Genomic DNA, 23,043 nt, shown 5'->3' on the forward strand with positions numbered 1-23,043 from the left:
TCGCCTCCGAAGCTCATGAATGCGCGCGGGCCGGAATGGCGAGCAGGGTTCCTGCTATCTCATCCGCGTCATTCAGCGCCGCCGACTGCGTCCAAAAGCGGCGCGTGTCCGGCTTGATGACGTAGAGGTGCGGTCCGTCGAAAATTTTCATGCCCCGTACGAAATCGAGCGTGCGCCTTGTGCCTGGTAGGGCCATTTGCAGTTTTGCGATCGTGGCCAGGATGTCCGACCCATCAGGCGCGGCCGGCGCGTGGTTGTGGCGTCCGTTCGCACGTTCGACGACGGCCATGGCGAGGCCGAGTTTCGTCGAGCGCGTCACCTTGGCCGAGATATCCTCTCCGGGGCGTGCCCACTGACCGAGCGTGTCGCAAAGCCGTGCCGAGTAGCCCTGCAAGGCCTGGTCGGTCACGGCCAACATGGTCGGACCGGAAGGGCGCGATCGGTTCGGCTGGATGCTGGGTATGATGACGTTGACGGTGTCGTCGATCAAAAGGCGCTCCGACGCCTCGACCCCGAAATAGGCATCGACGAGCGGCTCGATCGCTTGCGTCGCCGCATCGACCGCGTCGCGCCGCAGCAGGTAATTCCGAGACGCCCGGCCCACGGCATCATCGAATACTTGGGCGACCTCCGCCACGATCGCTTCGGCGGCAGCCGGGTCTTCATGATCGCCTGGCACGACGAAGGGGAGCCGCAGGATTTCCTGAACATGCACCTCAGGACGATAAATGCCCCAGTTTGAAGAGGTGTGGAACGTCAGATATTTCGCCAGAGATGTCCGCAGATAGGCCGCCAGGAAAATCAGCAACCTGCGATCTTCCGGCGGTCCATGGATGCCGCGAACGGCGTGACGGAAGCTGACGTCGAAGTCCGCAAAGGCGATGCGCTGAAAGCCCTTAGTGATTAGAACGTGCGGCGCTCGAAAGACGTCCGTAGCCGTATTCGATCGGCCCCGGACCAACACTTCGTCGTCGGGGAGATCGGTCGCGTCCTCGGGCAGGGCGAAGAGATCGATGCCGGAATGGGTCGCCTCGATGAAGCGGCGCGAAGGCAGCTTCAGTCGTTTGGCCAGCGCCGGGTCGTCGTTTGCTCCGGCGGGTTGGAAACCTTCGGCTCTGACCCACCGCTTGGCGTTCGGCGGCTCCGACGGCAACCTGACGATATCGCGCAGACGCGGATTGAGGAGTATCCGATCGATAAAGCGAAGGTCGCGTGGGGAACCCCAGAAGGTCTGGCTCCAGGTCTGGGGCGCGTCCGGACTGTCAAGGTCGAGGAGAAGCTTGTCGCGCTTAATCGATCGGCGATCAGCCTCGTCGATGACGATGACCTCGGCTTGGGTCGTGGTCCAGTTGGCCTTAGGCGTCAGATACTCGATCTGGTCCGATTTCCGATAGCTGGCGGCCGGCCTGTAATTCACGACGAGCGCGGGATGGATGGCCTCGCTGAACAGGAAGAGACGAAGGTCCGCGAGATTGAGCACACGCTCGATTGTCGATGTCTCGATCCACTGCCGCTGGAAGCGGACCGCGGTTGGGCTGTGGTTGAACAGGACGCCGTGCGGTAGCACGAATGAAATCCGCCCGGTAATGGAGATATGCTCACCTGCCTTCCACACGAAAGCGGCGGCGATCTGGCTGTCAGGCACGGTCTTTTCCGCGCGTGCGCACCATTGTCCGGCAAGCGTCTTCGGTCCCGCCGTGCTCCCCCATGGCGGGTTGCCGACGATGAGATCGACGTCTGTAGGGACATCCCCGTCGCCAAAGAAATCGGCGCAGCGGATGGTGCCGGGCGCCGCACTCTCGGTAACGCCGGCCTTGTTCGGTGGATCGACGATCAAACGTGGCAGCGCTCGGCCCTTGGCTTGCAAGCCCTGGATGTCGCGCGGCGAAAGCTGATCGAAATAGGCCAGGTAAAGGCTGAACGCCGCGATCCTGCAGGCCGTCCGGTTGATGTCGATCCCGAACAGGTTCTGCTGAAGGATGCGGCTCAGCTCGGCGGCACGACGATCATTGCGCGCGCCGGGATTGGCGAGCCGCCACTCTTCCGCCAAGCGATTGAACAGGCCGACTAGAAAAATCCCCGATCCGCACGCCGGGTCCAGAAAGCGCTTGTCAAGTAGCGATCCGATGCCTTCCAGGGCGGAATCGAGGACAATCTCCGCCAAGAAGCGCGGCGTATAGAACGCGCCGTCCTCCTGGTCTTCTGCCTTCAGGAAATGCTCATAAATCGCGCTGATCGCCTCGATGGGGATGTACCGAAAGTCGTATGGCCAGAATGAAAGCTGGCCTGTGCGCACCTGCGTTCCTTGAAAGAAGGCGTCTAGGATCGCGACATGGTCGTTCGAAACGAGACGTGCTTCGGCTTCAAGGTCATCGCTGAACAGGTCGCCGTTGAAGTCGAGGCTGAGCTGCCTGAAAATCTTGAACAATCCGTCTTTGGCGTGTTCGAGCGGCCTCTGGCTCAGGACATCGCGCAGATGCGTAGCCGAACCCAGCCCGAGATCTTCCAGATAGCGCTCGCCGACGACGCCTCGGTCGAAGAGATAACAGGTGAAGACGAGCCTGCAGAGCAGGGCGTCAAGCACATCGAGGGGGATGGCGCCCGTCTCTCCCACGCTGAGTTTGGTGCGGACGTCAGCGAGATTGGAGAGGAGATCGCGATCGACACGCTTGCTGGCATCGAACGACCGGGCATGTTCGCGGAAGAAAACGCCGGACTCGATCGCGAAGAGGAACTCCGGGAGGGCTGTTACCAGATGCTCAAGCGTGGTGACGAGCGCCGGCAAGTTCACGCCTGCGTCTTCACGGCGAACCGGGCGCGCCATACCGGAGTAAATCTCGGCGCGACCGCTCGATATTAGGACAAGAATGGGGGCGCCGCCATGATTCCAGAACCGTTTATGGGTATCGAACACCTCATCGGGCGCGAAGCTGTCAATGAGCTTAAAGAAGACGATCGGCGCCCCCTCGGTACAGAAGACGCCATCAAGTTCCAGCAGCTCAAATGCATGGCGGATTACGTGTGCCTGGGGGGTCTGCGGCGTGACGTCGGCAGGAGACAAGAACAGGTTCGGATAGAGCGAACGTTCGATGCCGATGTCCGTAAACCATGCGCTGGTGTGCTGAGCGGTCATGGCCGGCTTCCGGCGACGGATTTCCGAGCATCCCGCGATGGTTCGAAGGCGAACGCCCAACCAGCAGCGAGGCGGCGGGCGGTGATCGCGTGTCCCTTGCTGCGGAGATAGCTGACATCGCGATTGATTGTCGCTGCGGAAACACCGAGCTCCTGCGCGAGCGCAATGGCCGAACGGTCGCCCATCCCGATGAGCGTGAGCAAGGATTGGTGCCGCTCGGCAATGGCTGCGCTCCGACCGTATAGCAATCCAGTATCCTCAAGTCTATCACGAATCGATAGACTCGGTTTCTTAGAAAGGCAAGAACGTTAGCGGAATGGAGTGGGCTCAGGGAGTGAGTGGTCAACGCGGCCACCTGTCAGCTTCGCTTGGCTGCGAGCGGAAGATCCTCGACACGCCGGCAACGGAGGCACGGCCGCTCGATTAAACGCCTGCTCTAGCAAAATTCTCACAAAATGCGGTCAGTCGGTGATCGGCCCAGTTGCCTTCCTCGGTGAGCTACTGAATTAATGGCAGCTATCGACGTGCGGAGCCAAGGCTGGGAATGACGGCTTAGTTGGCGGCAGCTGCCCACTAACCGCGCTAATGTCGGCCTGATCAGCATCAGCGGCCCAAGCGCTCGCTGCTTTCTATGCGACGCGTCAATGCCCGAATGAACCCGTCGTACCTCTCTTTGCCAGAGGCTTGCGCGGCTGCACCGGCTCCATCCGGCAGCGCGGGCGTCGCCGTGAGCCAAAATCGAACGAACAGGGCCAAGGCTTCATTGCCAATCTCAACACTCTGATCAACCTGCTCCAACTGACGTACCAAGCGATCAATTCGCCTGCTTAATGCCGCTTCCATCCGCTCCGATCCGTCGGGCGACATGAACGACGCAAGTGCCGCTTCGACTATCTCCGCCTGCGAGGCTCGCCGCCGTATGGCGAGTTCGGCCAGTTGCCGTGCGATCTCGGGTGAAAGGCGAAAGGTATGCTTCGATTTCACAGCGCAATGCCATCGTCGGGGTCGAGCGACGCCCGCCGCGCGTTGCCGCGCATGGTCTGCTGGATACGGCGATTGCGGGCGGCATCTTCGTCGGTCTGATCCTCCCGGTCGAAGTCAAATTCCCGGTTCACAGATCTTGGCGGCGGCGCAATATCCTCGTGCAAGGGCAGTTCCGGCTCGGTGCGGATGCCGGCATTGGCGGGATCGGTATCTTCGGACTCCATCGCGCCCGTGCGCGGCGTGGCCAGATCAGGCGCCTTCGCGAGGCGATCAACCCAATCGTGCAGCACCCCCGCGCCCTCGCTGGCGCGGACCTGCGGCGGCGACAGGACGCGCGCCGACAGCCGCCGGTCCCGAAAATACTGCGCCTTCTTCGCCCGAATGGGGTGCATGCCCGCCATCATCACGATCTCGTCGGTAATGGGCAGTTCCTGGATTTCGCCCTGGGTGAGGAGAGCGCGGGCCGTCTCGGACTTGGAGATCATCAGATGGCCGAGCCAGGGTGACAGGCGGTGCCCGGCATAGTTCTTCATTGCGCGCAGTTCGGTTGCGGTGCCGAGCGATTCCGAGACGCGCTTGGCGGTGCGCTCGTCGTTGGTCGCAAAACAGACCCGGACATGACAATTGTCGAGGATCGCGTTGTTGTGGCCGTAGGCATGCTCGATCTGATTGAGTGACTGGGCGATCAGGAACGCCTTGAGCCCATATCCGGCCATGAACGCGAGCGCGCTTTCGAAGAAGTCGAGCCGCCCGAGCGCCGGGAATTCGTCGAGCATGAGCAGCACCCGCTGGCGCGAGGTGTCGTGAGCCAGTTCCTCGGTCAGGCGGCGGCCGATCTGGTTCAGGAGGAGGCGGATCAGCGGCTTGGTGCGGCTGATGTCCGAGGGCGGGATGACTAGGTAGAGCGTTGCCGGGCACTTGCCACCGACCAGGTCGGCGATCCGCCAGTCGCATTGCCGGGTCACCTGCGCCACGACCGGGTCGCGGTAGAGGCCAAGGAACGACATCGCAGTCGACAGCACCCCCGAGCGTTCGTTGTCGGACTTGTTGAGGAGTTCACGCGCTGCGCTTGCGACCACCGGATGGACCCCATCCTCGCCAAGGTGCGGGGTCATCATCATCGCGGCAAGCGTCGATTCGAAGGAGCGTTTGGGGTCGGAGAGGAACGCCGCGACACCGGCCAATGTCTTGTCAGGTTCGGCATAGAGAACATGGAGGATCGCGCCGACCAGCAGCGAATGGCTGGTCTTCTCCCAATGGTTGCGTTTCTCCAGACTGCCTTCGGGATCGACCAGCACGTCGGCGACATTCTGGACATCGCGAACTTCGCAGACCCCGCGGCGCACTTCAAGCAGCGGATTGTAGGCGGAAGACTGCGCATTGGTTGGATCGAACAGCAGCACCCGGCTGAACCCGGCGCGATAGCCTGCAGTCAGTGTCCAGTTCTCGCCCTTGATGTCGTGGACGATGGCCGAGCCCGGCCATGTGAGCAGGGTCGGGACGACCAGCCCGACGCCCTTGCCGCTGCGGGTCGGAGCAAAGCACAGGACATGCTCGGGACCATCGTGACGCAGATATTCGTTATTGAACCGGCCCAATACCACGCCCTTGTCGTCGAACAGGCCCGCCTGTTTGATCTCCTGCCGGTTTGCCCAGCGCGCCGAACCATAAGTCTGGGCATTGTTGAGTTCGCGGGCGCGCCAGACCGACATGGTGATGGCGACGATGATTGCGGCAAAGCCGCTCGACGCGGCGATCAGCCCGCCGGTCTCGAAGATGCGCGGTGCGTAGGCGTCATAGCTGAACCACCACCAGAAGAAGTCATAGGGCCGGTAGACCCGCAGCCCGAACAGCGAGAACCAGGCCGGGCCGAGTTCGGGCTGGTAGCCAAGCGCTGCCGCGGTCCATTGGGTCGCGCCCCAGACGCCTGCCAGCACCAGCATGAATACGGCGATGATCTGACCCCAAAGGATCTTTGTTGCGGCCATGGGCACCTCCTTGTGAGGCTACTCGTCACAGTCGGGGCGATGATCGCAAGCTTCTGCGCACCGCGAGCGCGCACTGGCGCAAAAGGACAAAGGCTGGCGAAAATGCCCGTTCGGTAGAACGCCCCAATCGCCCCACTCAAATCCCCAGTGTCCGCGTGCGGGTGAAGCTCCAGTCGATCCCGCCCCGGGCGTTGACCGTCCCGCTGACCGCTTGCCCCAGATGCTGCTCCATCGTCTTTCGCCACGGCACAAGCTGGAAGCTCAGACCATCGTCGATCATAGCAAAGCGGCCCGAGGAAAGTGTTACCCGCTCGCGGTAGATGCCAGCGAGATGCTCGCCCGGCCTGGCTGGTGCATGCGGCAACCCGGTGCGCGCGGCGATGGATTGGACCGCCTCGGCGAGATCGCGGTTGCGCAGCTCGCCGAGCAGGTCGCGGGCAAAGACAAACCGTTGCCCTTGACGGCGCGCCAGTCCCTCGGATGCCAGATGCTCGGAGCGCGCGGTCAGTGCATCGCGCACCTCGGCTCCGAACCCGCCTGCCGTCTCGACCGGATCGCGCGCGACCAGTTGCCGGTCGAGCCAGGTCGCACCGGGGGCCTTGATCTGCTCGGCGAGCGGAATATCCGAGCGCAGGTTCAGCGATTGGTGATCGGTGCCCCGCGTATCGCGCCAATGGCCAAGTTCGACGATGGCGCCGGGCCCCGCGTCGCCGGTCTGGTCGATATCGTTGAAACGCAGATGGTGGACCCGCCCGTCCACGCTGTCGACCACGGCATAGGCGCTGCCAGAGAGCTCATCGTGCAAGCCGCGTTCGACAAGGCGGCCGAGGACCGGATCGAGGGCTTGATCGTCATGGAGGGCAAAGCGCCCGGTGTCGGGGTGGAGACCCTGGCCGCTCATGGCCCGGTGCATGGTCTTGATCACGTCGCCGCGCACACCGAGCTGGCGCAAAGTCGGTTCGAGATCGGGCTTGAGTGTCCAACAGGCCGGCATGACGCTGGTCGCCAGCCCCAGGCGTTCGAGCTTGCCCGCCCGCCCGATCAGATGGCGATCCAGCGCCGATTGCAGTCGCCCCGGTTCCGGCCGCAGATCAACCACACCGCCCAGTTCGTCCGCCATGCGCTGCAACCGGCGATCAAGGCTGGTCCAGCGGTCGGCATCGACCTCGCGGGAAATGGCAGCATCGATCTCGCGCTGGGTGCGTGGGCCGAGTTCAAGCGTCACCCGTTCCTCGGCGCGGCCGCGCAGGCCTGAGCGGATATAGTCGCGGTCGATTACCAGATCGCTGCCATCGTCGGCGCGCCCGCGCAGCAGGACATGGATGTGGGGGTTGTCGGTGTTCCAGTGATCGACCGCGACCCAGTCGAGCCGGGTGCCAAGGTCACTCGCCATGTCGGCCATCAACTCGCGAGTGAAGGCGCGAACGTCCTGGAGTTCGCCGGCATCCTCGGGCGAGACGACGAAACGAAAATGGTGACGGTCGTCGGTGCAGCGCCCGGCGAAGGCCTCGCCATCGACCTCGCCTGGATCGGCGTCGAAGAGCCCTGCCTCCCTATCGTCGCGGGTGACACCGTCGCGCTTTAGATAGGCGATATGGCGCGCGAGCGGGGCGGCGGCAAATTGGCTGCCCTTATGCCGGACGACTCGTGCCTTGACGACCACGCGTCGGCGGCTCTGAGCACTGGCCATGCGTAGCCGTGCAATCCGCCCGCGACCATGCCGACCGGTGCCACGCTTGCCGGAAGACGATCCAATACCGGCGACCCGGCCCGCCTTGTTGAGCCTGGCCTTGACCTGGCCAACCAGCGAGCGGGGCTTGGCCGAGCGGCTGCCTCGGTCGCGGACCCGTCCCGGTCGGACCGTGAAGTCATCGTCGCTCATGCTCGAACCGGCGACGGCGCTGGAAATGGCCAAACTGCGCCGATTCCGGGCAAAGATGCCAGCAGAGGTGCCGAGCGGCTGGCGCTCAAAGCCCAGCAATTCCAAAGACCTCCACCCCACCCGACGGCGCTGCTTTTATCTTGCCATCCTCCTTCCCTTGTCCCCCTTCCCGGCCTCAATTCCCTCCACACTTCGCCAATCCACGCCGTGACGCGCCAGAGGGAGAACGACACGTTCACTGCGGACCGCTCCCGGAAACGGGCGCGAAGAGGCCATGCGATGGGGGATTTGCAGGCTCCGGCGGCGCGGCGGCGGCGAAGCTGCCGGATGCGCCGGCTGTGCTGTCGGAGCGCGCGGCAAACAGCTGGCTCTGCGTCCAGGACAGCCGCACTGGCTGCACCGGAGATGCGCCGGCGAACACAACAGGCGCGCTGCCGGATTGCAGCAGCGGTGCAATTCTGGCGACATAGGCGCGCGTTTCGGCGGGAAGCGGACGCCCACGATCCCGCCAGTCCTGGTAGCGTCCCGGTCCCGCATTGTAGGCGGCGAGCATGCCAGTGGCACCGTAGCTGTCATACATCTCGCGCAGGTAGGACGTGCCCGCCAAGATGTTGTCGCGCGGATCGAAGGGATCGCTGCCGAGGCCGAACCGGGCGCGCTGGCGCGCCCAGGTTGCGGGCATGAGCTGCATCAGGCCCATCGCCCCGGCAGACGAAACCACGTGCGTCCGGCCTGCGCTCTCGATGCGAATCACGGCATAGATCCAGTGCTCGGGTATACCGAAGCGTTGCGAGGCCTCGTGCACATGGGCCGCGATATCGACGGTGCGGGGCTGCGCCTGCTCGGCAGCAACCTGCCCCAAGGCAGGTGCATCACCGAACAGGCCAAGCGCCGGGACGAGGAAGGCAAGCAGGACAAGACGGCGCATGGGTCAGGCTGCCGCTTCGCGTTTGGTCGGGCGTGACCAGACGAGCACGTGACTGCCATTCTCGCCCTGGAACAGGTTGGCGCGCTGCGGTTGGATGAACGCAGGATCGTCGATCTGCAGCGCGACATAGTCGCCCGCCTTCTCGCCAACATGTTTCCAGCCTGCACCGACTTCGCGCGCTCTATCGTCCGATCCCGCAATTACCCGGTAGTCCGGTGCGTTTTCGCTGTCCGAGTTGTCAGCAGGGACGAGCACGAGTTCGATGTCGAGCGTCAGCGTGTGCAGGTGCCCGGTAAAGCCGCCGTCTTCAGCCATAAATGTTCCGATACGCATGGGGTCAGTCTCCTTGGGTTGGTGAACTGGATGGGGGATTGGCGCGTGGATCGGCGAACCAGACATGGTCGCCATCGCCTGCTTCGTCGGTCCAGACAGGCATGGCCCGGCCGATGACGTGGTCGATCGTCAGCACGCCGAAATAGCGGCCATCGAAGCTGTCTGGGGCTGCCGGGTTCATGACGAAGAGCTCGCCCGAGCGCAGCGTGACACAGCCGAACCATGTGGGCAGCGCGCGGCCGAGACTGTCACGGGCACGCGCAGCTCCGACATAGGTCCCGTCGATGGTCACGCCATGCGCGAAGCGGCAGACGCGCTGCCCGCTGACAGCGGCGATGCGCTTGACCAGCGGAACGCCTGTCGGGAGATAGCCTCGCTCGGCAAGCAGGCGGCGCAGGTCTGGCGGTGGCTCGATCGCCACGCGCTCGCCGACGTGGAGGCTGGCCTTGCCGCGAATGAGATAGAGCCCGGTCGGGACCGAAGCGGTCGCGTTCCACACTGCGTAGCGGGTGACCGGCACCACAAGTGTCGCGAGAACGGCAGCCGAAGCCAGGCCGGCGATCAGGTAGCGACGCCGGATCATGACTCCAGCGCCCTGCGCCGAAGCCAGGCGATGTGCCGCGCCGGCGAATAGCCACGCGGCACATCGCGCGCGGCCAACCGGTTGTGGATGTGCCGCCAATGATCGGGCGCGACCTCGCACGGGTCGATGCCCGAGGCTTCGATCGCATCGATCAGGCGGAAGATCTGCGCAACCTTTGGCCAGCCATGAACCGACAGCAGTACGTCGCCGCCGGGGTTTACCTGCGCTAGCCTGGTAACAGGCTCGCCGGCACCAACGGCGCGCACGATGTCGAGGGTCGAACGGATCGTGCCGTAGTCATTGCTCGCCCAGCGCACCAGCCCGAACACCTGGCCGGGCGCATAGCATTCGACGCGCTGGCGGCGGTCAATGATCCGCTCGGCCACCGGCCTGCCAAACTTGAGCCAGTCCTCGCGTTCGCCTTCGCGCCAGACCAGCGTGACCTCGGTCAGAAACGGACCATCGCCCATCCCCGTCTCGGCAGGCCTGCAGGGCGGCGCTGCGCCATGTGTCGACAGGCGTGGTCCGGTTAGCAAGAATCCGAAGGATTCTTTGTTAGCTATGTTAAGGGCAAAATCCGGCGCAGTTTTCTGCGGGTTTGAAGCCGATTCCGGTTCCCGATAGTCCGAACTTCCGGTTCCTGATCGTCCGACTCCGCCGGTTCCTGATAGTCCGAACAGCATCACGACATATCCACAGGCTGAAGACCGACGCGGCGCATCGCGGCATCGAACGGGTCGAGGGGGATGGCTACGAAGTTCAGCCGCTCACGGCCAAGCGCCTGTTCGAGGCTGAGGCTGTATCCGGGGAGCGCCTGCCGCCGGACGATATCGCGCAGTTCGAAGGCGAAACGTTTCATCGGCGAGAGCGCACCGGACTTGATATGCAAATGCTGGAAGTCGAAGCTCCAGCCATGCTTCTGCTTGCCGCCATGCTTGCGCACGAGCCGGTAGAGCCAGCGCTCCAGCCCGCCAGTCAGCGCGAAATAGGCCGGGTCGATGGTGAGAACGAGCGCCCGGTCGAGTACGCCTTCGTAGAACCAGTCAGGGATGATGAGTTCGATGCCGAGCGCGCGGCCCGACGGATCGAGCCGCTCCTTCCATTCGTTGATCCAGCTGAACCGGTGGCGTCGCCGTGCATCATGCTGACGGATCGAGGTGGCAATCGTCGTCGATTGCAGCCGGTCGAGACCGGCCTTCAGCCGCTCGTAACTCGCCTTGCCAGTACCGCGCCGGGTGAAGGCGAGGATCTCGTGCGGCGTGGCAGCGATCAGCCGCGAGGTCGTCCGGCCCGCGTCGCGCGCCTCGACGATCTGGCTGGCGACCCAGATGAGCACGTCGGCGTCCCAGATGGTCGCCATGCCGTGTTCGGCGGTCGCCTCGACCAGGATCGACACTTCGCCCATCCGGAAGTCGATCGGCTTCACCCGCTTGGACTTGGCGAGGCTGAAAAAGGGCCAGGCCATCAGGTCCTGCGCGTCGCGCGCGGCGATGTCGCCGCCTGCGCTGACGAACAGGTCGAGCTGGTGGCTTTCAGCCGGGAAGTGGGACAGGCGCGGCATGGCTGACCTCAGCGGCGTACCGGCGGCGTATAGCCGTCGAGCCGCTTGGCGGGGTGGACCACACCCTTGCCGGGGTCGCTGGTCGAACGGCGCAGGCCCAGTTCGGCCCAGGCGTCGAGGTCTTCCACCGAATAGACGATCCGCCCGCCAAGCTTGCGGTAGATCGGCCCCGTGCCGAAGCAGCGGTGCTTCTCGAGCGTGCGAGCGGACAGGCCCAGATGCACGGCGGCATCGGGCGTGCGCAGGTAACGGGCAACAACAGGCGTGGGTCTGGCATCCATGGGCGGCCTCCGCTGGAATTTGGCGACAGCAGCGGGCTGCCGCTGATCGCAGGCAGCAATGGCGAACCAGTGGAGAGGTGAGGGAGTGACAGAATGAGTAGGGTGAAAATTGTCACCCTGCCGCAGGCCTATCGACCAAAAAGGCTATGGCCGAATATGGGCCGCTAGCGGAATGACGGCTTTGGGGCGGAAGAGTGTGGAAAGCTGACCATAGAGCAGTGGGTTGACCGCTCAGGTTTCATATGCTGCTCCACTGGGCTCCTGCTAATCGCCTCGAAGCCAAGCTCCGCATCAGAGGAAAGCTGTCATGAAGGTCGTCGTCTTCAAGCCGTCTAGAGGGACGCCCCCAGCGCTCGCGGACATTGTCCTGCAGCAGGATGCCTGGGACGACTTCGGTTTCAAGACGCAATACCACGTCTTCTACTTCGCGGGGGACCAGGATGCCTTCGTAGGAAACATCAAGATCCTGCAGCGGGGTCAGGTGGAGACTCAGGACAGTGTGCTGCCGGAGGGGCCGCTAGAACCGCTGGGCGATGACTTCTGCTCACTCGGCCAGTCCCTAGACTACTACGAGCGCCTCGCCGCGTTCCCCGAGGAGCTGCGCCGCTTCCTCCTAGAGTTCTTCCGCGACGCCCTTGCTGACCCGATTCACGCGGAAACCTTCGAGCAGGAGAAGGGCTGGCGCGTCTCAGTGACACGCGACCTCGACCTCGACAGCTACGTGCCCCTCGCACGAACCCTGCTCGAGCGGGACTACGACGCCCTTCCCTCGATGGGCCTCGACATGACCTTCAGGGTCGCGGGGTGGCAGGAGCCACTGAGCCTAGACTTCGCAGCGCCGGCTCAGGAGGGTATCTGGGCCGTTGACTTCGATTCGGCCAAGGCGAGGCTGCCCGAACGGGTGGCGGTCCTCACGGGGCGGAACGGCTCCGGGAAGAGCACCCTGATGGCCAGGCTCGCACGCGTCCTTCACGCTTCGCAGCGCGATCGCCGCTCCGAGGCGATCTTGCGGCTCGGGAGCATCGAGCCGGCGGGCATCGGGTTCAGCCGCGTCGTGACGGTCGCCTACAGCGCGTTCGACACCTTCCAGGTGCCGGGCGTCGGGATTGAGGAGCGCCGTCAGATCGCCAAGGACCTCCGGGCGGGGACCGGGCGCTACTCGTTCGCCGGGCTGCGTGATATCGCCGCCGAGCTGGAGGAAAGCCTCGAGAGTGAAGGGGACGCGATCGACGCCGACTCGGGCGCGCTGGACGACCGCATCGCATTCGACCGCCAAGTCAGGACCCGGCTAAAGTCTGCGGAGCAGCTAGCCGACGAATATGCCCGGACGATCCAGGCGATCTCCGAGGCGGGCCGGTCCCAGCTTCTGCTGAGGGTCCTCCGCCCCCTGCTCGCAGATCCGTCCTTCTCAGACATCCCGGACCAATCGCCGATGGAGCTGCTGGCGCTTGAGCCGAAGTCCACCTTCATGGGGTGGAGCACCGGCCTTAAGATCGTGATGCACGCGACCGCGACCCTCGTCGCGCGAACGGAGCGCAAGTCGATAGTCCTTATCGACGAGCCTGAAAGCCACCTGCACCCGCCGCTCCTCGCTGCATTCATGCATTCGGTGCGGCTGGTATTAAAGGCAAACGACGCGTTTGCCGTGGTCGCCACGCACTCTCCGGTCGTCGTGCAGGAGACGCTCGGACGGCACGTGTCGGTTGTGAACCGGGTCGGCGACGAGATCACCATCCTCCCCCCGCGCATCGAGACCTATGGGGAGAGCATCGGCGAGATCACGGACGAGGTGTTCCGGCTCCATCCCGGAGCCACCGACTTCCACGCAACGCTCAAGGCGATGGTCGATGCCGGTCTCACGACGGAGCAAATCGACGGGCGCTTCGACCGCGGCCTCAGCCTCCAGGCCAGAGCCTACGTCTTGAGCCTCGTCGCGACGCGAGCGGCCTGACGATGTGGAAGGTGAGGTTGCCGGATGCCGGCGACATCGACGATCAGCTGGATACGGCGCTCACGCTGAAAAGCGGCGAAAAGGTCTACGACCTGAGCGACGCGGAGCGCGCCGCCATCCACAGCCTCTATGCTGACTACGACCAGCGACTCGGTGAGCCGGACGCGGCGCTGCAGCCCCCGGCGCTCGCCGACTGCGCCGAAGCGCTGCACGGCGCCTACAATCAGGTCCAGAAGGGCCAGCGGCTCGCTTCACTCCGCAGCCGCCTTCTAAGCGCGGTCATGGAATGCCCATTGTGCGGGTCGGGTGACGCCACGACGCTGGATCATCATCTGCCGAAGGATGAATACCGAGCGCTCGCTATCAATCCCCGCAACCTCGTGCCGAGCTGCCAGCCTTGCAACAGGGCCAAAGGGACGCTGGCGGCACTGGCTGGCCAAGGGATGATCCACGCGTACTTTCAGGTCATTCCGGCCGTGACCTTCCTCAAGGCGAACGTGACCTACGCTGCAGGTTCACTCGAAGTGGTATTCTCGATCGAACCCGCAGGGCTGCCCCCGGCCCTCGCCGACCGGCTGACGTTCCAGCTCGACCGCTTGAAGCTCACCGAGCGACACCCGGATGCCATCAATATTTTCCTTTTCAGCCAGAAGGTCGCGTTCCGGCTGTTCCGAGGCAACCCCGGGGAGCGCGAGCTGCTTCGGCAGTTCTTGCTCGACGGCGCAGACACGCTGGACCAGGACCTCGGGCTAAACCACTGGCGGGCCGCGCTCCTCAAGGGCCTCGCGGCTTGCGATGCCTTCCTTGACGACCCTTGGGCCTACCTCGACAAACCCCCACCTGCGATGAACGCTGGATGACATAGGAGGCCAAATCAACGGTCAGCTGCAGCATATGGCTAAAGCTCCGCTGACTGGCGATAGGTGGGCCGGGAGGAGATTGTCCGGACCCATCGATCTATCCTGGAGAGCTGTCATCTGATTGCACCTTCTGGACCCTCCGCCATCGATCATAGAAACGCGCCTGTGGATAAGATATCGCTCTGGGCGATATTCAATCTTCCATTTGCTTCTCGGTTGTGATCATATGATCGGGCGATGGTAGCTCATACTGATCCCGTCAGAAGCTGGGGCCTATGGCCCTGTGGGGAGATTGTTTCCCCGACTACCACCTGCGTCTCGGCCGGGGGTGGCGTCGCGCCGCGCCCGCCCGGGACCGGGCGCGGCAAACCCGAGGTACAAACGCTCCGGAACAGTGTTCTCCGACAGGCTTACGGGCGCCGGCATTTCATCGCCGGTGTAGCCGAAAGGAGAAAGACCAATGAGCAGCGATCCTCGCACGCAGCGGCATCACCCGCCGCCGGACCCCTCGCGATGGCTCTTCGCAATGAAGGTGCTGGTAGCGATCGGGCAGGTAGTGGTTTTGGTGAAGAAGATTTTTCACGAGTAATTGATGACCTCGGGACAGCCGAACGATGACGAAGCGCCCAATGATCAACGAGGCGCTGCGTCTGCTCCGTCTTTACTGCCGATACTCCCAAGCTGAGATGGCAGAGCGGCTTTCGGTCGCTCAATCCATGATCTCCGACATCGAGAGGGGCCAGAAGAACGTAACCATGGACCTGTTGGAGGGCTACAGTAGGGCCGTGAACATCCGCATGTCGCAGTTGCTGTTCTTCGCCGAAGAGATCGAGGGCGAACCCATTGCCCGCCGCGGTCAGCTGATCGTGGCCGAAAAGGTTCTGCAACTCCTCGACAAGATGAAGCCGACAGAACGTGAAGCGGCGTAAGCAGCAAGAATACGAGCGCTATCCTTTCAGCGACTCGCCTTGGACGCAGGACCTCACTCAGAGAGACCTCGCAGAACTGATCGGTTGGAAGAAGCATCAGCTCGAAGCACTTGTCCGCGACAAAGAGCGCTACACGAGGCGTAAGACAGAGCTGATCGGGTCAAAGTTGCGGGACCTGGCGGTACCCACGGGCAAGCTCCGCACTGTCCACGAGCGGCTGAAGTTCCACCTCAACAAGATCAAGCAGCCGACCTACCTGTTCAGCCCGCGAAAGGGTCGCTCACAGCGCGACAATGCAGAGCATCATGTCGAGCAGGTTCAGTTCCTCAGCCTAGACATCAAACAATTCTATCCATCGACCAGTGACGAACACATCTTTCGCTGGGCCTACTATGTCGCTGGTCTCAGGAGCGACGTTGCAGGACTGCTCGTCAAACTCATCGCGATTGATGGCAAAATGCCGTTCGGCTCGCCTGTCAGCCCTGTCCTGACCACGCACGTACACCGCTCAATGTTTGACGAAATCTATGAACTTTGCCGCAGCCAAGGTCTCAAGATGTCGCTCTGGGTCGATGACCTCACGGTTTCCGGCCAGTTCGTCCGGGGCGAGCTGGTAGAGGCTATCAGAGTCATAATCCGCAGGCAGGGATTCAAGACCCACAAGATCAAGTTCCGCTCTGTCGGGCGTGCGCAAGGTGGACGCCCTGTCGTGGTCACTGGCGTCCCAGTCCGGGCGAGGCGTGTCGATGCGCCCTTCTCGCTCCAGAAACGAGTACAGGACGGCTACGCGAAGCTCCGCCCCGACTTGACCGACGTTGAACGCGCCCAAGCAATCGACAGCCTTCTCAGCGCACTCGGGACTTATCGCTACCACCTTGGTCGCAGCTCCCCAGAAGGGCGCAAAACGGCTGACCGTATGCAGGCACTACGTCAACGGCGGGCGAAGCTTGACCTGACCGTCATCACCCAACCGTCTGGGCCAATCAAGCCTTGGGGAACTACGACGCGTGATTCTGACGTGCCTTGGGAATGACCCACCTCTGATCGCTGATCAGCTAAGAGACGCGATTGGCATTATCGATAACGATCGACCGCTTTCGGGGATTCGCTGCGGAAGTCGAAATGACCGGGATGGGGCGCTTTGCCGCCGTCCTTGGCGTATCGGGATGGTCGTTCACTTGTGCAGAAGCAGTTTGCGAAAGCCGCCATCCACCAGGCGGCGCGCTTCGGCGATGAGCCGGAGCGTGTGGCGCCTCTCGCCTGATCCCTTCCAGGTCGCGCCAGCCAGCGGGCGATGGTGTGGAAACACGAGGGCGAATGCGAGGTCACGTGTTCCCGCACCGGCCTCTAGCCCGTCGCATATGGCAAGCAAATGGATGAGCCGACCGCGACGATAGCCGGTCGGCCCCGCCGCGCGATCCGGACCATGCGAAAGGTTGTCCGCCATCCGCTCAAAGTGAAGCGCGGCGGAAAGCCGCTCGGGCGCAGACCGGTCACGCAAGATGATCAGGCTCTCGGCACTACCGGGCAAAAGCGGGCGAAGGCAAAGGCGAAGCCGCGCCGTGCCCGACCCTGCCACGACATGATGCTCGTCATGCCCCTGTCCATCGACCAGCGGCTCAAAGCCGGAAGGGAGCGGGACTGTCGAGATATCGGCAGTCGCCAGCACGATCACGTCTGGCGCGGCGAGTGGCGACCACAGCGCAGGGCTGATGCGCGGGTCGGCATCCGGCGCAGTGGGGAAAGCTCAGCCCCCACCGCCCGGCCAGACCCTCCTTTTCGGCAAAGGCACTGTCGGGATGGGCAGCAATCCGCTCGCGGGTTTCGGCATGGTCGCGCCGGTAGTCGGGATTGCGTTGCAGGAATTCCTGCGCAAAATCCGCATAGTCATGGTGCCGGTATTGATCCGCAGTCGGCTCCGACCGCCATGAAATACCCCCGGACATGAGCCCTCCGCAAAGCAAAGGCAAGCTGGCCAAGCCTCAAATCATTGACCGGTAAAGAAAAGGAGCAAGTAGCAAAGTGGGCGGGAGTTTGTGCGCGCAGAAGGACTATGGCGGGGTGTTCAACTACGAAGAATTACGCAGCGCAGCACTGGTAGTCACTGATTTCGCGACTTTTCCAGCAGCTGGCGATAGCCTTGTTCGGTCATCCAGCGCGCCCGCGCGAGATGGCTGTCATGGACAAGGCGCGCGCGTTCGGGGTCGGATTCGAAAGCGAGGCCGAACACGATCCGGGCTACTTCCTGCCATTCCGCACCTTCTTCGGCGGCGTCGAGCAGGCGCAAATAGGTAACAAAATGGCGCTCGTCATAGGCCGTAACCTGGTCGTCACTGGGCGCACGGTCCTCGAACGAAGGAACTGTCATAGGTCGAGCCTCCGCTTCGACTCGAATTTCATGGAACGAGGTGTATCAGAAGATTCCTCCAAACTGGTGAATTCCTCGCTTGTCCCCATTTGGGGAAGATGGGGTGCGCCGCAGGGCATGACCGGATCTGTCGCAGAATTGTGCGGTTTAGCAGCACGTTGCCCTTCGAGCGCGGTACTTCAGAGTATACTCCGTGGTTAAATACTCTGCAATGATGGTCTTCCGGCGCAATGACATTGCGCGAGGTCCTGGCGAAAAACTTGAAACGGCACCGGTTGGCAGCGGGGTTGTCGCAGGAAGAACTCGCCCATCGCGCTGAAGTCGACCGGACCTATGTCAGCAGCCTCGAGCGGTGCCAGTATGCGGCGACTGTCGACGTGATCGAAAAGCTGGCGCGTGAACTCGAGGTCGACGCTGCGCTTCTGCTAGAACGACCCTGAGCGCCAGCAAGGCCTCGATCGCACGACAAAGCCCCGCCCGGCGGTGCCGGGCGGGGCCTGTCTGGCCGGTCAGTCGCCGTTGGTGCGGCGCGCCCGCGACCAGATCAGGTTGAAGCTCTTGCCGTCTTCGTCGTCGAACAGGTTGGCGAAGATCGGGGCGGTGAAGCTGGGATCGTCGAGCTTGACCGAGAGGTAGTCGCGGCCTTCGTTCGAACGCTTGGTCCAGGCGGCTCCGATTTCCGCGCGGCCGACGAAGACCCGGTGCGACGGTGCGTTTTCGTTGTCGCTTTCTTCGGGGACGATGCGGACGTTCTTCTGCTGCACCGACATGGTGACGATCTCGCCCTTGTATTCGTTGCCGGTCTTGGTGAAAGTTCCGATGTTTGCCATGATCAATTCCTTCAAGTTGCTCGAACCCGCGCCCATCGCGGCCTCGATGGCTGGTTGAAGGCAGGGGCTTGCGCCCGCTGCACCCGCAGGGCCGGAACGGAGGTGGAGGACACGGGGCCGGCGGGTTTCTTGCCTCGCGAGGAATGGGTCGCAGAGCCAGGGGAAGAAACCGGGCGGCCCCGCGTTGCAGCAAGGGATCAAGCGGCGAAGCCATCCCCTGCCAACCAAAGCCATTGAAGAGGTCGCATTGGGTTTGGGTCGTACTTGAGATGGAAATCCATGGCTCTCTATCGGACCTCACAGACTGGCGCTGTAGAGGATCGGGATCAGCCTCTGTTGGTGTCCGCAGTTACGCCCGCACTCCCGAATTGCGGCATCGGGAAATCACCTGTCACCAGTCGTCCGGAACCGCGCTCTATCAGACCGCTCATCCAGCTTCGGCCCAGCCCTCGGTCCTTGGGTCAGGCTGGATCCTGACACCGCCCCGGCAGCCACCGACGCGATTGAGACAGAGCCCACCCTGATCCTCCGCTACCCCGTCCCGGCTGGCTCTGACCGGGCATGCCCCGTCCGGCAGCCGCCGGGCGGGGCTTCGCGTGAACGTCGTCAGCGGGCGGAGCGGCTCCACTGCGCCCATGAAGTCGCAGCGATCACGCCGCCGCCGATCAACGAAACGACCGTGGGCCAGATGCTGACGGGCATCGTCGCTGCGGCGATGCCGTGGACCGCGTGGTAGCCAGCGATGGCCGCTGGCATGGCAAAGACGAGACCGATGGCGGCGCGGGCAAGGTCGGAACGAGCCAGACCGAGCGCGATTTGGGCAAGTGCAATGGTTGCGATGCCAGCCAAGGTCGCCGCGACCAGTGCGGCAACCAGGCCGTGGTCAGAATGGTAAGTGACCGATGCGGCAGCGAAGCCCACGAACAGAGGCAGAGCATGCACCGAGAGGCGAATAAGCAGCGCGCAGCACATGTAGACTGCGACAATTACGAGTGTGAGACCGATCAACATGGCGTCCTCCTTGAAATCAAGGATAAGGGACGCGCTCTCCACCACCACCGCAGCGCAATTTGCCGAGAGTTCATAGCAGACATGCGAACTGGCCGGAATAGCCATTGGGCATCCGGCCTGTCCGGCAAGCGCGTTGTGCCGCGTTCAGGGATTGAACGGGTCATATTCGTGGATCACGCTGCCGGGATCGCCATCGAACTCGGAAGTGGGAACGGCGGCATAACCGTTACCGGCCTGAAACAAGGTGACGCAGACCATCAGGGTGCGGGCGAGGCTCCAGGCGTGACGCTGTGCGGTCTTGAGTGACATGTTCGAGCTCCTGTCTCGGAGCAGGGACCATCCCCGCTCGACAGGCCCCGGACAGACGGCGCAAAGCCGCAATCACCACGAAGGCGACAGACGAAGTGGCCGCACGCGAACGCGTAGCGGACCCTTCACGGGTTGATTGAAGGAGGCTTGGGGTCGGCCACCGGATTGGCCTTTGAGAGCGGGATGTCCTCCCAGACCTAGAGGTATAAAGGGGCACTGGAGCAGCTTGCAGTGACAGGGTAAATGCACTTTGATGAACACGTTGCCTAAGTCGATAACTCCGGAGCTGCTGAGCTTTTGTCGGTCCATTTCGCTGGAACGGCCAGTCTACATTCGATCAAAGCGGTCGTCGGATGCACAGATGTCGGCATGCTTCGACAATGTGGCTCGAAAGATTACGAGAGCTGGCGGGACCATCGCCTACGGGTGGGCAGTATGGCACATTCCCGGTCTTTATTTTGAAGCGGAGCATCACGGTGTTTGGCGCAAGCGGAACGGCGAGTTGATCGACGTAAGTCCGCAATTGGGCGATGTCTCGAAGATCCTATTCCTGCCAGATGCTGCCGCCGTCTATGATCCTACGCAATTTCGGTCCAACGTGATCGCTTCCGTAAGCGACACACCAATCGCGACCGAGTTCGTCGCGCTTGCTAAAGCCCGAAACGCCATTCTCGACCGTTACAGGACTGGCGAACATATTTCGGTAATGCTGAGCGCGGCCGATCAATCCATGCTTGATACTATTACGCGTCGCTTGAACGAGCTTTGGAATTTGGCTGGAAATTGAAAGGATAGATCTGCCTCTTATTCGATCATCCAGACTGAGATCCCCATCTTGCGCGCCTTGTCGACAAGGTTGGCATTGATGCCATTGCCCGGGCAGGCGACCACCGCCTTGGGTAGCGCTTCCAACATCTGATCGTTGCGGCGGAAGGGTGCCGCCTTCTTGAACCGGTCCCAGTCGGGCCGGAACGGCACATGGACGATCTTGCGATTGCGTGCCCATAGCGAGGCTATGTGCTCGCCGCCGGTAGGATTCCCGCCGTGGAACAGGACCATGTCGGGATATTTGGCGAGCACCTTGTCGAGCACGGCCCAGATGCGGCCATGATCCTGATAGGCGGGGCCGGAGGTGAATGCGATGCGCGTGCCGGTCGGCACAAGGGGTTCGGTTTCCGAACGGCGCTTGGCGGCAAGCAAGTCGCGGCTGTCGATCATGGCGGCGGTCAGAGTGCGGTGATTGACGAGTGAGCCGGTGCGCGGAGTCCAGGCCTTGCGGAAATGCACTTCGAACTGGTCGGAGGCGGCATCACGCATGAACTCCATGGCGTTGCGGCGTTCGATCAGCCCGATGCCTTCGCGGATCAGCCGTTCGAGCTCGACCGACTTGACCTCGGAGCCGTCCTGCTCTCGCTGGCTGCGCTTTTGCGCGTCCTCATTATCGTCGAGCTCGCGGCTGATGCGGCCTTCAGCGCGGTGGAACAGATTGCCGAGTGCCCAGCACAGGTCTTCAAGATCGGGTTCAAGTCTGGTGTCGAGCATCGTGGCGATCAGGGCGTCGAACATGTCGGCGACAGCGCCGGCGGCGATGCGTTCATCGGGAAGTGGTCGTGGGTCAGCTTCGTCCGAGAAGGGACGGTAACCGTAGAGTGCGATTTCATCGAGGAGATGAGCTGTCGGCGAGACTTCATGGTCGGGTTCGTCGGGGAATGTCATGGGGATGATCCTGGGTTCGCATGACCGGGCACCTTGCCCGGCCTTCACGGCGATCCCTCTGACCGGCAGCGGCGGGGCTGCATCCCCTTGGACCGGAGCGCAGCGGAGGATGGTGGGCGGCGGCTATTTTGGGTCGCGATGGAAAGGCGCGGGTTTCGCTGATTTGTCGCATCGCTTGATGCGATGCTTCCTGCGCCGCCGGAAAATAGCCGCGGACCGCCATTGCAGCCTCGCCGCTGCCGGTCTCTCGGATCGCGCCTGAAGGAGGGCCGGGCGTGCTCGGTGCGGATAGCCGGGAGACTATGATCAAACCGGCGCGCCACCCACGCCCCGTCTCGGCCGACCTCAGCTCTCGATGAACCTGCTGCGATCAGCCTCGTGCAACTGGACAAAGACCCGTGTGCTCAAGGCGGGCGCACCGTGTTGGCGCAGATCGTCGTTGAAGTCCCCCAACGCTGGTATGAGCGAAACCAGCTCGATCTCTGCGGCCTGTGCCCGGTCCGAGAGCAACGCAAATGCGCCATCGCCAGCCTTGTCTCGGTCGCGCGCGACATAGAGGCGGCGCAGCGAGGGCGGGAACTGGATGGCGGCAAGGTGGGCGGACGATGTTGCCGCGATCATCGGCATAGCGGGCATAGCATCAAGCAGCGACAGGACGGTCTCGATGCCTTCGCCTGCGACCATGACATCCTCAGCCAAGCCAAACCGGATCGCGTGCCCGAGAATATTGCCCATCGCGCGTCGCGGCGATGCGACGGCTGCTTTTGCCGAGCCGCTTGCGTCTAGCCAGGTGCGATGCGTGCCGGTCTGCACGCCGTCACAGTCTGTTACCGCCGCGATCAGGGCTGGAAAGCTGCCTGGCGTCCCGGGAAGGTCATCCTCGCTTGTCCGGTAGTAGCAGCGGGGATGGAAACGCAGTGCGGCAAGTTCACCGATTCGGGTGATGCCGCGCACGGCAAGGTAGGATGCCGCCAAAGTGCCAGCGAGCGGTTTCGAGGCCGCGAACAGCCGTCGTGCAGCGGTTGGCGAACCAACGCGGGCGAGCGGCAAATTGGCCATTCGGCAAGGATCGACCTCCGCCGATGGCGGGAGGGAGAGGAACTTCTCGGCTTCGTCGATGGTCTCGGACAGGCGGCCATGTCGCTGGTTCAAGCGAATGAGGTCAACAAGATCGCCGTGTTCCCCGGTCGCGGCATCGACCCAGTTGCCGATCCTTCCCCGTTCCGTTTCGAACAGGCGGACGTAGAGGCTGCGCCCGGGCGCGCCTGCGACATCGCCGACCATCCAATACCGCCCCTCGCGGCGACCGGCTGGCAGGTAATGGCGGCAGACGGCCTGCACATTTTGTGCAAGCCGCTCCGACAATTCGCCCGCGCGGGTCGAAAGTGTGCCCATG

26 protein-coding genes are annotated in these 23,043 nt (G+C 63.1%); 7 read left to right on the top strand and 19 right to left on the bottom strand.

Annotation, left to right across the window (positions count from 1 at the left end; all coding sequences use genetic code 11):
• Positions 1–13 precede the first annotated feature (13 nt).
• The 11 genes from SPYCA_RS17450 to SPYCA_RS17500 all read right to left on the bottom strand — a co-directional run bounded on the left by SPYCA_RS17450 (position 14) and on the right by SPYCA_RS17500 (position 11,673).
• Positions 14–3,133 (bottom strand): HsdM family class I SAM-dependent methyltransferase, encoded by a 3,120-nt coding sequence (locus SPYCA_RS17450; protein WP_120221983.1) that lies wholly within the window; start codon positions 3,131–3,133, stop codon positions 14–16.
• Positions 3,130–3,336, bottom strand: coding sequence for a helix-turn-helix domain-containing protein (locus SPYCA_RS17455; protein WP_120221984.1), 207 nt, complete (start codon positions 3,334–3,336; stop codon positions 3,130–3,132). The genes SPYCA_RS17450 and SPYCA_RS17455 overlap by 4 nt, the downstream gene beginning before the upstream one ends.
• A gap of 400 nt (positions 3,337–3,736) precedes the next feature.
• The gene (locus tag SPYCA_RS17460) at positions 3,737–4,117 is read right to left on the bottom strand and encodes a ribbon-helix-helix protein, CopG family (RefSeq protein WP_120221985.1); all 381 of its coding nucleotides are present in this window, start codon (positions 4,115–4,117) and stop codon (positions 3,737–3,739) included.
• Positions 4,114–6,105 carry a conjugal transfer protein TraG gene (locus tag SPYCA_RS17465; RefSeq protein WP_120221986.1) on the bottom strand — a complete coding sequence of 664 codons (1,992 nt, stop codon included), beginning with the start codon at positions 6,103–6,105 and terminating at the stop codon, positions 4,114–4,116. Before SPYCA_RS17465 ends, SPYCA_RS17460 begins: the two co-directional genes overlap by 4 nt.
• A gap of 136 nt (positions 6,106–6,241) precedes the next feature.
• On the bottom strand, positions 6,242–7,987 hold the full coding sequence (locus tag SPYCA_RS17470) for a relaxase/mobilization nuclease domain-containing protein (protein ID WP_120222422.1): 1,746 nt from the start codon (positions 7,985–7,987) through the stop codon (positions 6,242–6,244).
• Positions 7,988–8,222: 235 nt separating this feature from the next.
• Positions 8,223–8,915, bottom strand: coding sequence for a lytic transglycosylase domain-containing protein (locus tag SPYCA_RS17475; RefSeq protein WP_120221987.1), 693 nt, complete (start codon positions 8,913–8,915; stop codon positions 8,223–8,225).
• Positions 8,916–8,918: 3 nt separating this feature from the next.
• On the bottom strand, positions 8,919–9,248 hold the full coding sequence (locus tag SPYCA_RS17480) for a DUF736 domain-containing protein (protein ID WP_120221988.1): 330 nt from the start codon (positions 9,246–9,248) through the stop codon (positions 8,919–8,921).
• Positions 9,249–9,252: 4 nt separating this feature from the next.
• Positions 9,253–9,831: a S26 family signal peptidase gene (locus SPYCA_RS17485; RefSeq protein WP_120221989.1), complete on the bottom strand. Its 579-nt coding sequence runs from the start codon at positions 9,829–9,831 to the stop codon at positions 9,253–9,255.
• A complete protein-coding gene (locus tag SPYCA_RS17490; RefSeq protein WP_120221990.1) occupies positions 9,828–10,301 on the bottom strand; it encodes a DUF2840 domain-containing protein in 474 nt (157 codons plus the stop codon). Before SPYCA_RS17490 ends, SPYCA_RS17485 begins: the two co-directional genes overlap by 4 nt.
• A 212-nt stretch (positions 10,302–10,513) precedes the next feature.
• The gene (locus SPYCA_RS17495; protein WP_120221991.1) at positions 10,514–11,392 is read right to left on the bottom strand and encodes a replication initiator protein A; all 879 of its coding nucleotides are present in this window, start codon (positions 11,390–11,392) and stop codon (positions 10,514–10,516) included.
• Positions 11,393–11,400: 8 nt separating this feature from the next.
• Entirely contained in the window at positions 11,401–11,673 is a 273-nt protein-coding gene (locus SPYCA_RS17500) for a helix-turn-helix transcriptional regulator (RefSeq protein ID WP_120221992.1), read from the bottom strand.
• Positions 11,674–11,980: 307 nt separating this feature from the next.
• Between SPYCA_RS17500 and SPYCA_RS17505 the strand changes: the two genes are divergently transcribed.
• The 5 genes from SPYCA_RS17505 to SPYCA_RS17520 all read left to right on the top strand — a co-directional run bounded on the left by SPYCA_RS17505 (position 11,981) and on the right by SPYCA_RS17520 (position 16,446).
• A complete protein-coding gene (locus tag SPYCA_RS17505) occupies positions 11,981–13,624 on the top strand; it encodes an AAA family ATPase (RefSeq protein ID WP_120221993.1) in 1,644 nt (547 codons plus the stop codon).
• Positions 13,625–13,626: 2 nt separating this feature from the next.
• Positions 13,627–14,484 (top strand): HNH endonuclease, encoded by an 858-nt coding sequence (locus SPYCA_RS17510; protein ID WP_120221994.1) that lies wholly within the window; start codon positions 13,627–13,629, stop codon positions 14,482–14,484.
• Between the two features lie 460 nt (positions 14,485–14,944).
• Positions 14,945–15,073: a hypothetical protein gene (locus SPYCA_RS19740; RefSeq protein WP_269462433.1), complete on the top strand. Its 129-nt coding sequence runs from the start codon at positions 14,945–14,947 to the stop codon at positions 15,071–15,073.
• 40 nt (positions 15,074–15,113) lie between these two features.
• The gene (locus tag SPYCA_RS17515) at positions 15,114–15,413 is read left to right on the top strand and encodes a helix-turn-helix domain-containing protein (protein ID WP_232003403.1); all 300 of its coding nucleotides are present in this window, start codon (positions 15,114–15,116) and stop codon (positions 15,411–15,413) included.
• Complete coding sequence (locus tag SPYCA_RS17520; RefSeq protein WP_120221996.1) at positions 15,400–16,446, top strand: reverse transcriptase family protein; 1,047 nt, start codon at positions 15,400–15,402, stop codon at positions 16,444–16,446. Before SPYCA_RS17515 ends, SPYCA_RS17520 begins: the two co-directional genes overlap by 14 nt.
• Before the next feature lie 141 nt (positions 16,447–16,587).
• Here the strand turns inward: SPYCA_RS17520 and SPYCA_RS17525 are convergent, their stop codons facing one another.
• The 3 genes from SPYCA_RS17525 to SPYCA_RS17535 form a co-directional block, all read right to left on the bottom strand.
• Complete coding sequence (locus SPYCA_RS17525) at positions 16,588–17,088, bottom strand: DUF2285 domain-containing protein (protein WP_172595122.1); 501 nt, start codon at positions 17,086–17,088, stop codon at positions 16,588–16,590.
• Positions 17,033–17,359, bottom strand: coding sequence for a transcriptional regulator domain-containing protein (locus SPYCA_RS19630; RefSeq protein ID WP_232003690.1), 327 nt, complete (start codon positions 17,357–17,359; stop codon positions 17,033–17,035). Before SPYCA_RS19630 ends, SPYCA_RS17525 begins: the two co-directional genes overlap by 56 nt.
• A 155-nt stretch (positions 17,360–17,514) precedes the next feature.
• Positions 17,515–17,808 (bottom strand): DNA -binding domain-containing protein, encoded by a 294-nt coding sequence (locus SPYCA_RS17535; protein ID WP_269462452.1) that lies wholly within the window; start codon positions 17,806–17,808, stop codon positions 17,515–17,517.
• Positions 17,809–18,011: 203 nt separating this feature from the next.
• Between SPYCA_RS17535 and SPYCA_RS17540 the strand changes: the two genes are divergently transcribed.
• A complete protein-coding gene (locus SPYCA_RS17540) occupies positions 18,012–18,221 on the top strand; it encodes a helix-turn-helix domain-containing protein (protein WP_120221999.1) in 210 nt (69 codons plus the stop codon).
• Between the two features lie 69 nt (positions 18,222–18,290).
• On the opposite strand, the gene SPYCA_RS17545 is transcribed toward SPYCA_RS17540, so the two are convergent.
• The 3 genes from SPYCA_RS17545 to SPYCA_RS19355 form a co-directional block, all read right to left on the bottom strand.
• On the bottom strand, positions 18,291–18,611 hold the full coding sequence (locus SPYCA_RS17545; RefSeq protein ID WP_120222423.1) for a DUF736 domain-containing protein: 321 nt from the start codon (positions 18,609–18,611) through the stop codon (positions 18,291–18,293).
• Between the two features lie 606 nt (positions 18,612–19,217).
• Entirely contained in the window at positions 19,218–19,727 is a 510-nt protein-coding gene (locus tag SPYCA_RS17550; RefSeq protein WP_146625179.1) for a hypothetical protein, read from the bottom strand.
• Between the two features lie 39 nt (positions 19,728–19,766).
• On the bottom strand, positions 19,767–19,931 hold the full coding sequence (locus tag SPYCA_RS19355; RefSeq protein WP_172595123.1) for a hypothetical protein: 165 nt from the start codon (positions 19,929–19,931) through the stop codon (positions 19,767–19,769).
• Positions 19,932–20,184: 253 nt separating this feature from the next.
• On the opposite strand from SPYCA_RS19355, the gene SPYCA_RS17555 reads away from it, so the two are divergent.
• On the top strand, positions 20,185–20,718 hold the full coding sequence (locus SPYCA_RS17555) for a hypothetical protein (protein WP_146625180.1): 534 nt from the start codon (positions 20,185–20,187) through the stop codon (positions 20,716–20,718).
• Positions 20,719–20,735: 17 nt separating this feature from the next.
• On the opposite strand, the gene SPYCA_RS17560 is transcribed toward SPYCA_RS17555, so the two are convergent.
• Both SPYCA_RS17560 and SPYCA_RS17565 read right to left on the bottom strand, forming a co-directional pair.
• Positions 20,736–21,647, bottom strand: coding sequence for a DUF2493 domain-containing protein (locus tag SPYCA_RS17560; RefSeq protein WP_120222002.1), 912 nt, complete (start codon positions 21,645–21,647; stop codon positions 20,736–20,738).
• Positions 21,648–21,992: 345 nt separating this feature from the next.
• Positions 21,993–23,042, bottom strand: coding sequence for a DUF7146 domain-containing protein (locus tag SPYCA_RS17565; protein WP_120222003.1), 1,050 nt, complete (start codon positions 23,040–23,042; stop codon positions 21,993–21,995).
• Position 23,043: the final 1 nt, after the last annotated feature.

The organism is Sphingopyxis sp. FD7 (genome assembly GCF_003609835.1).
Classification (GTDB): domain Bacteria; phylum Pseudomonadota; class Alphaproteobacteria; order Sphingomonadales; family Sphingomonadaceae; genus Sphingopyxis.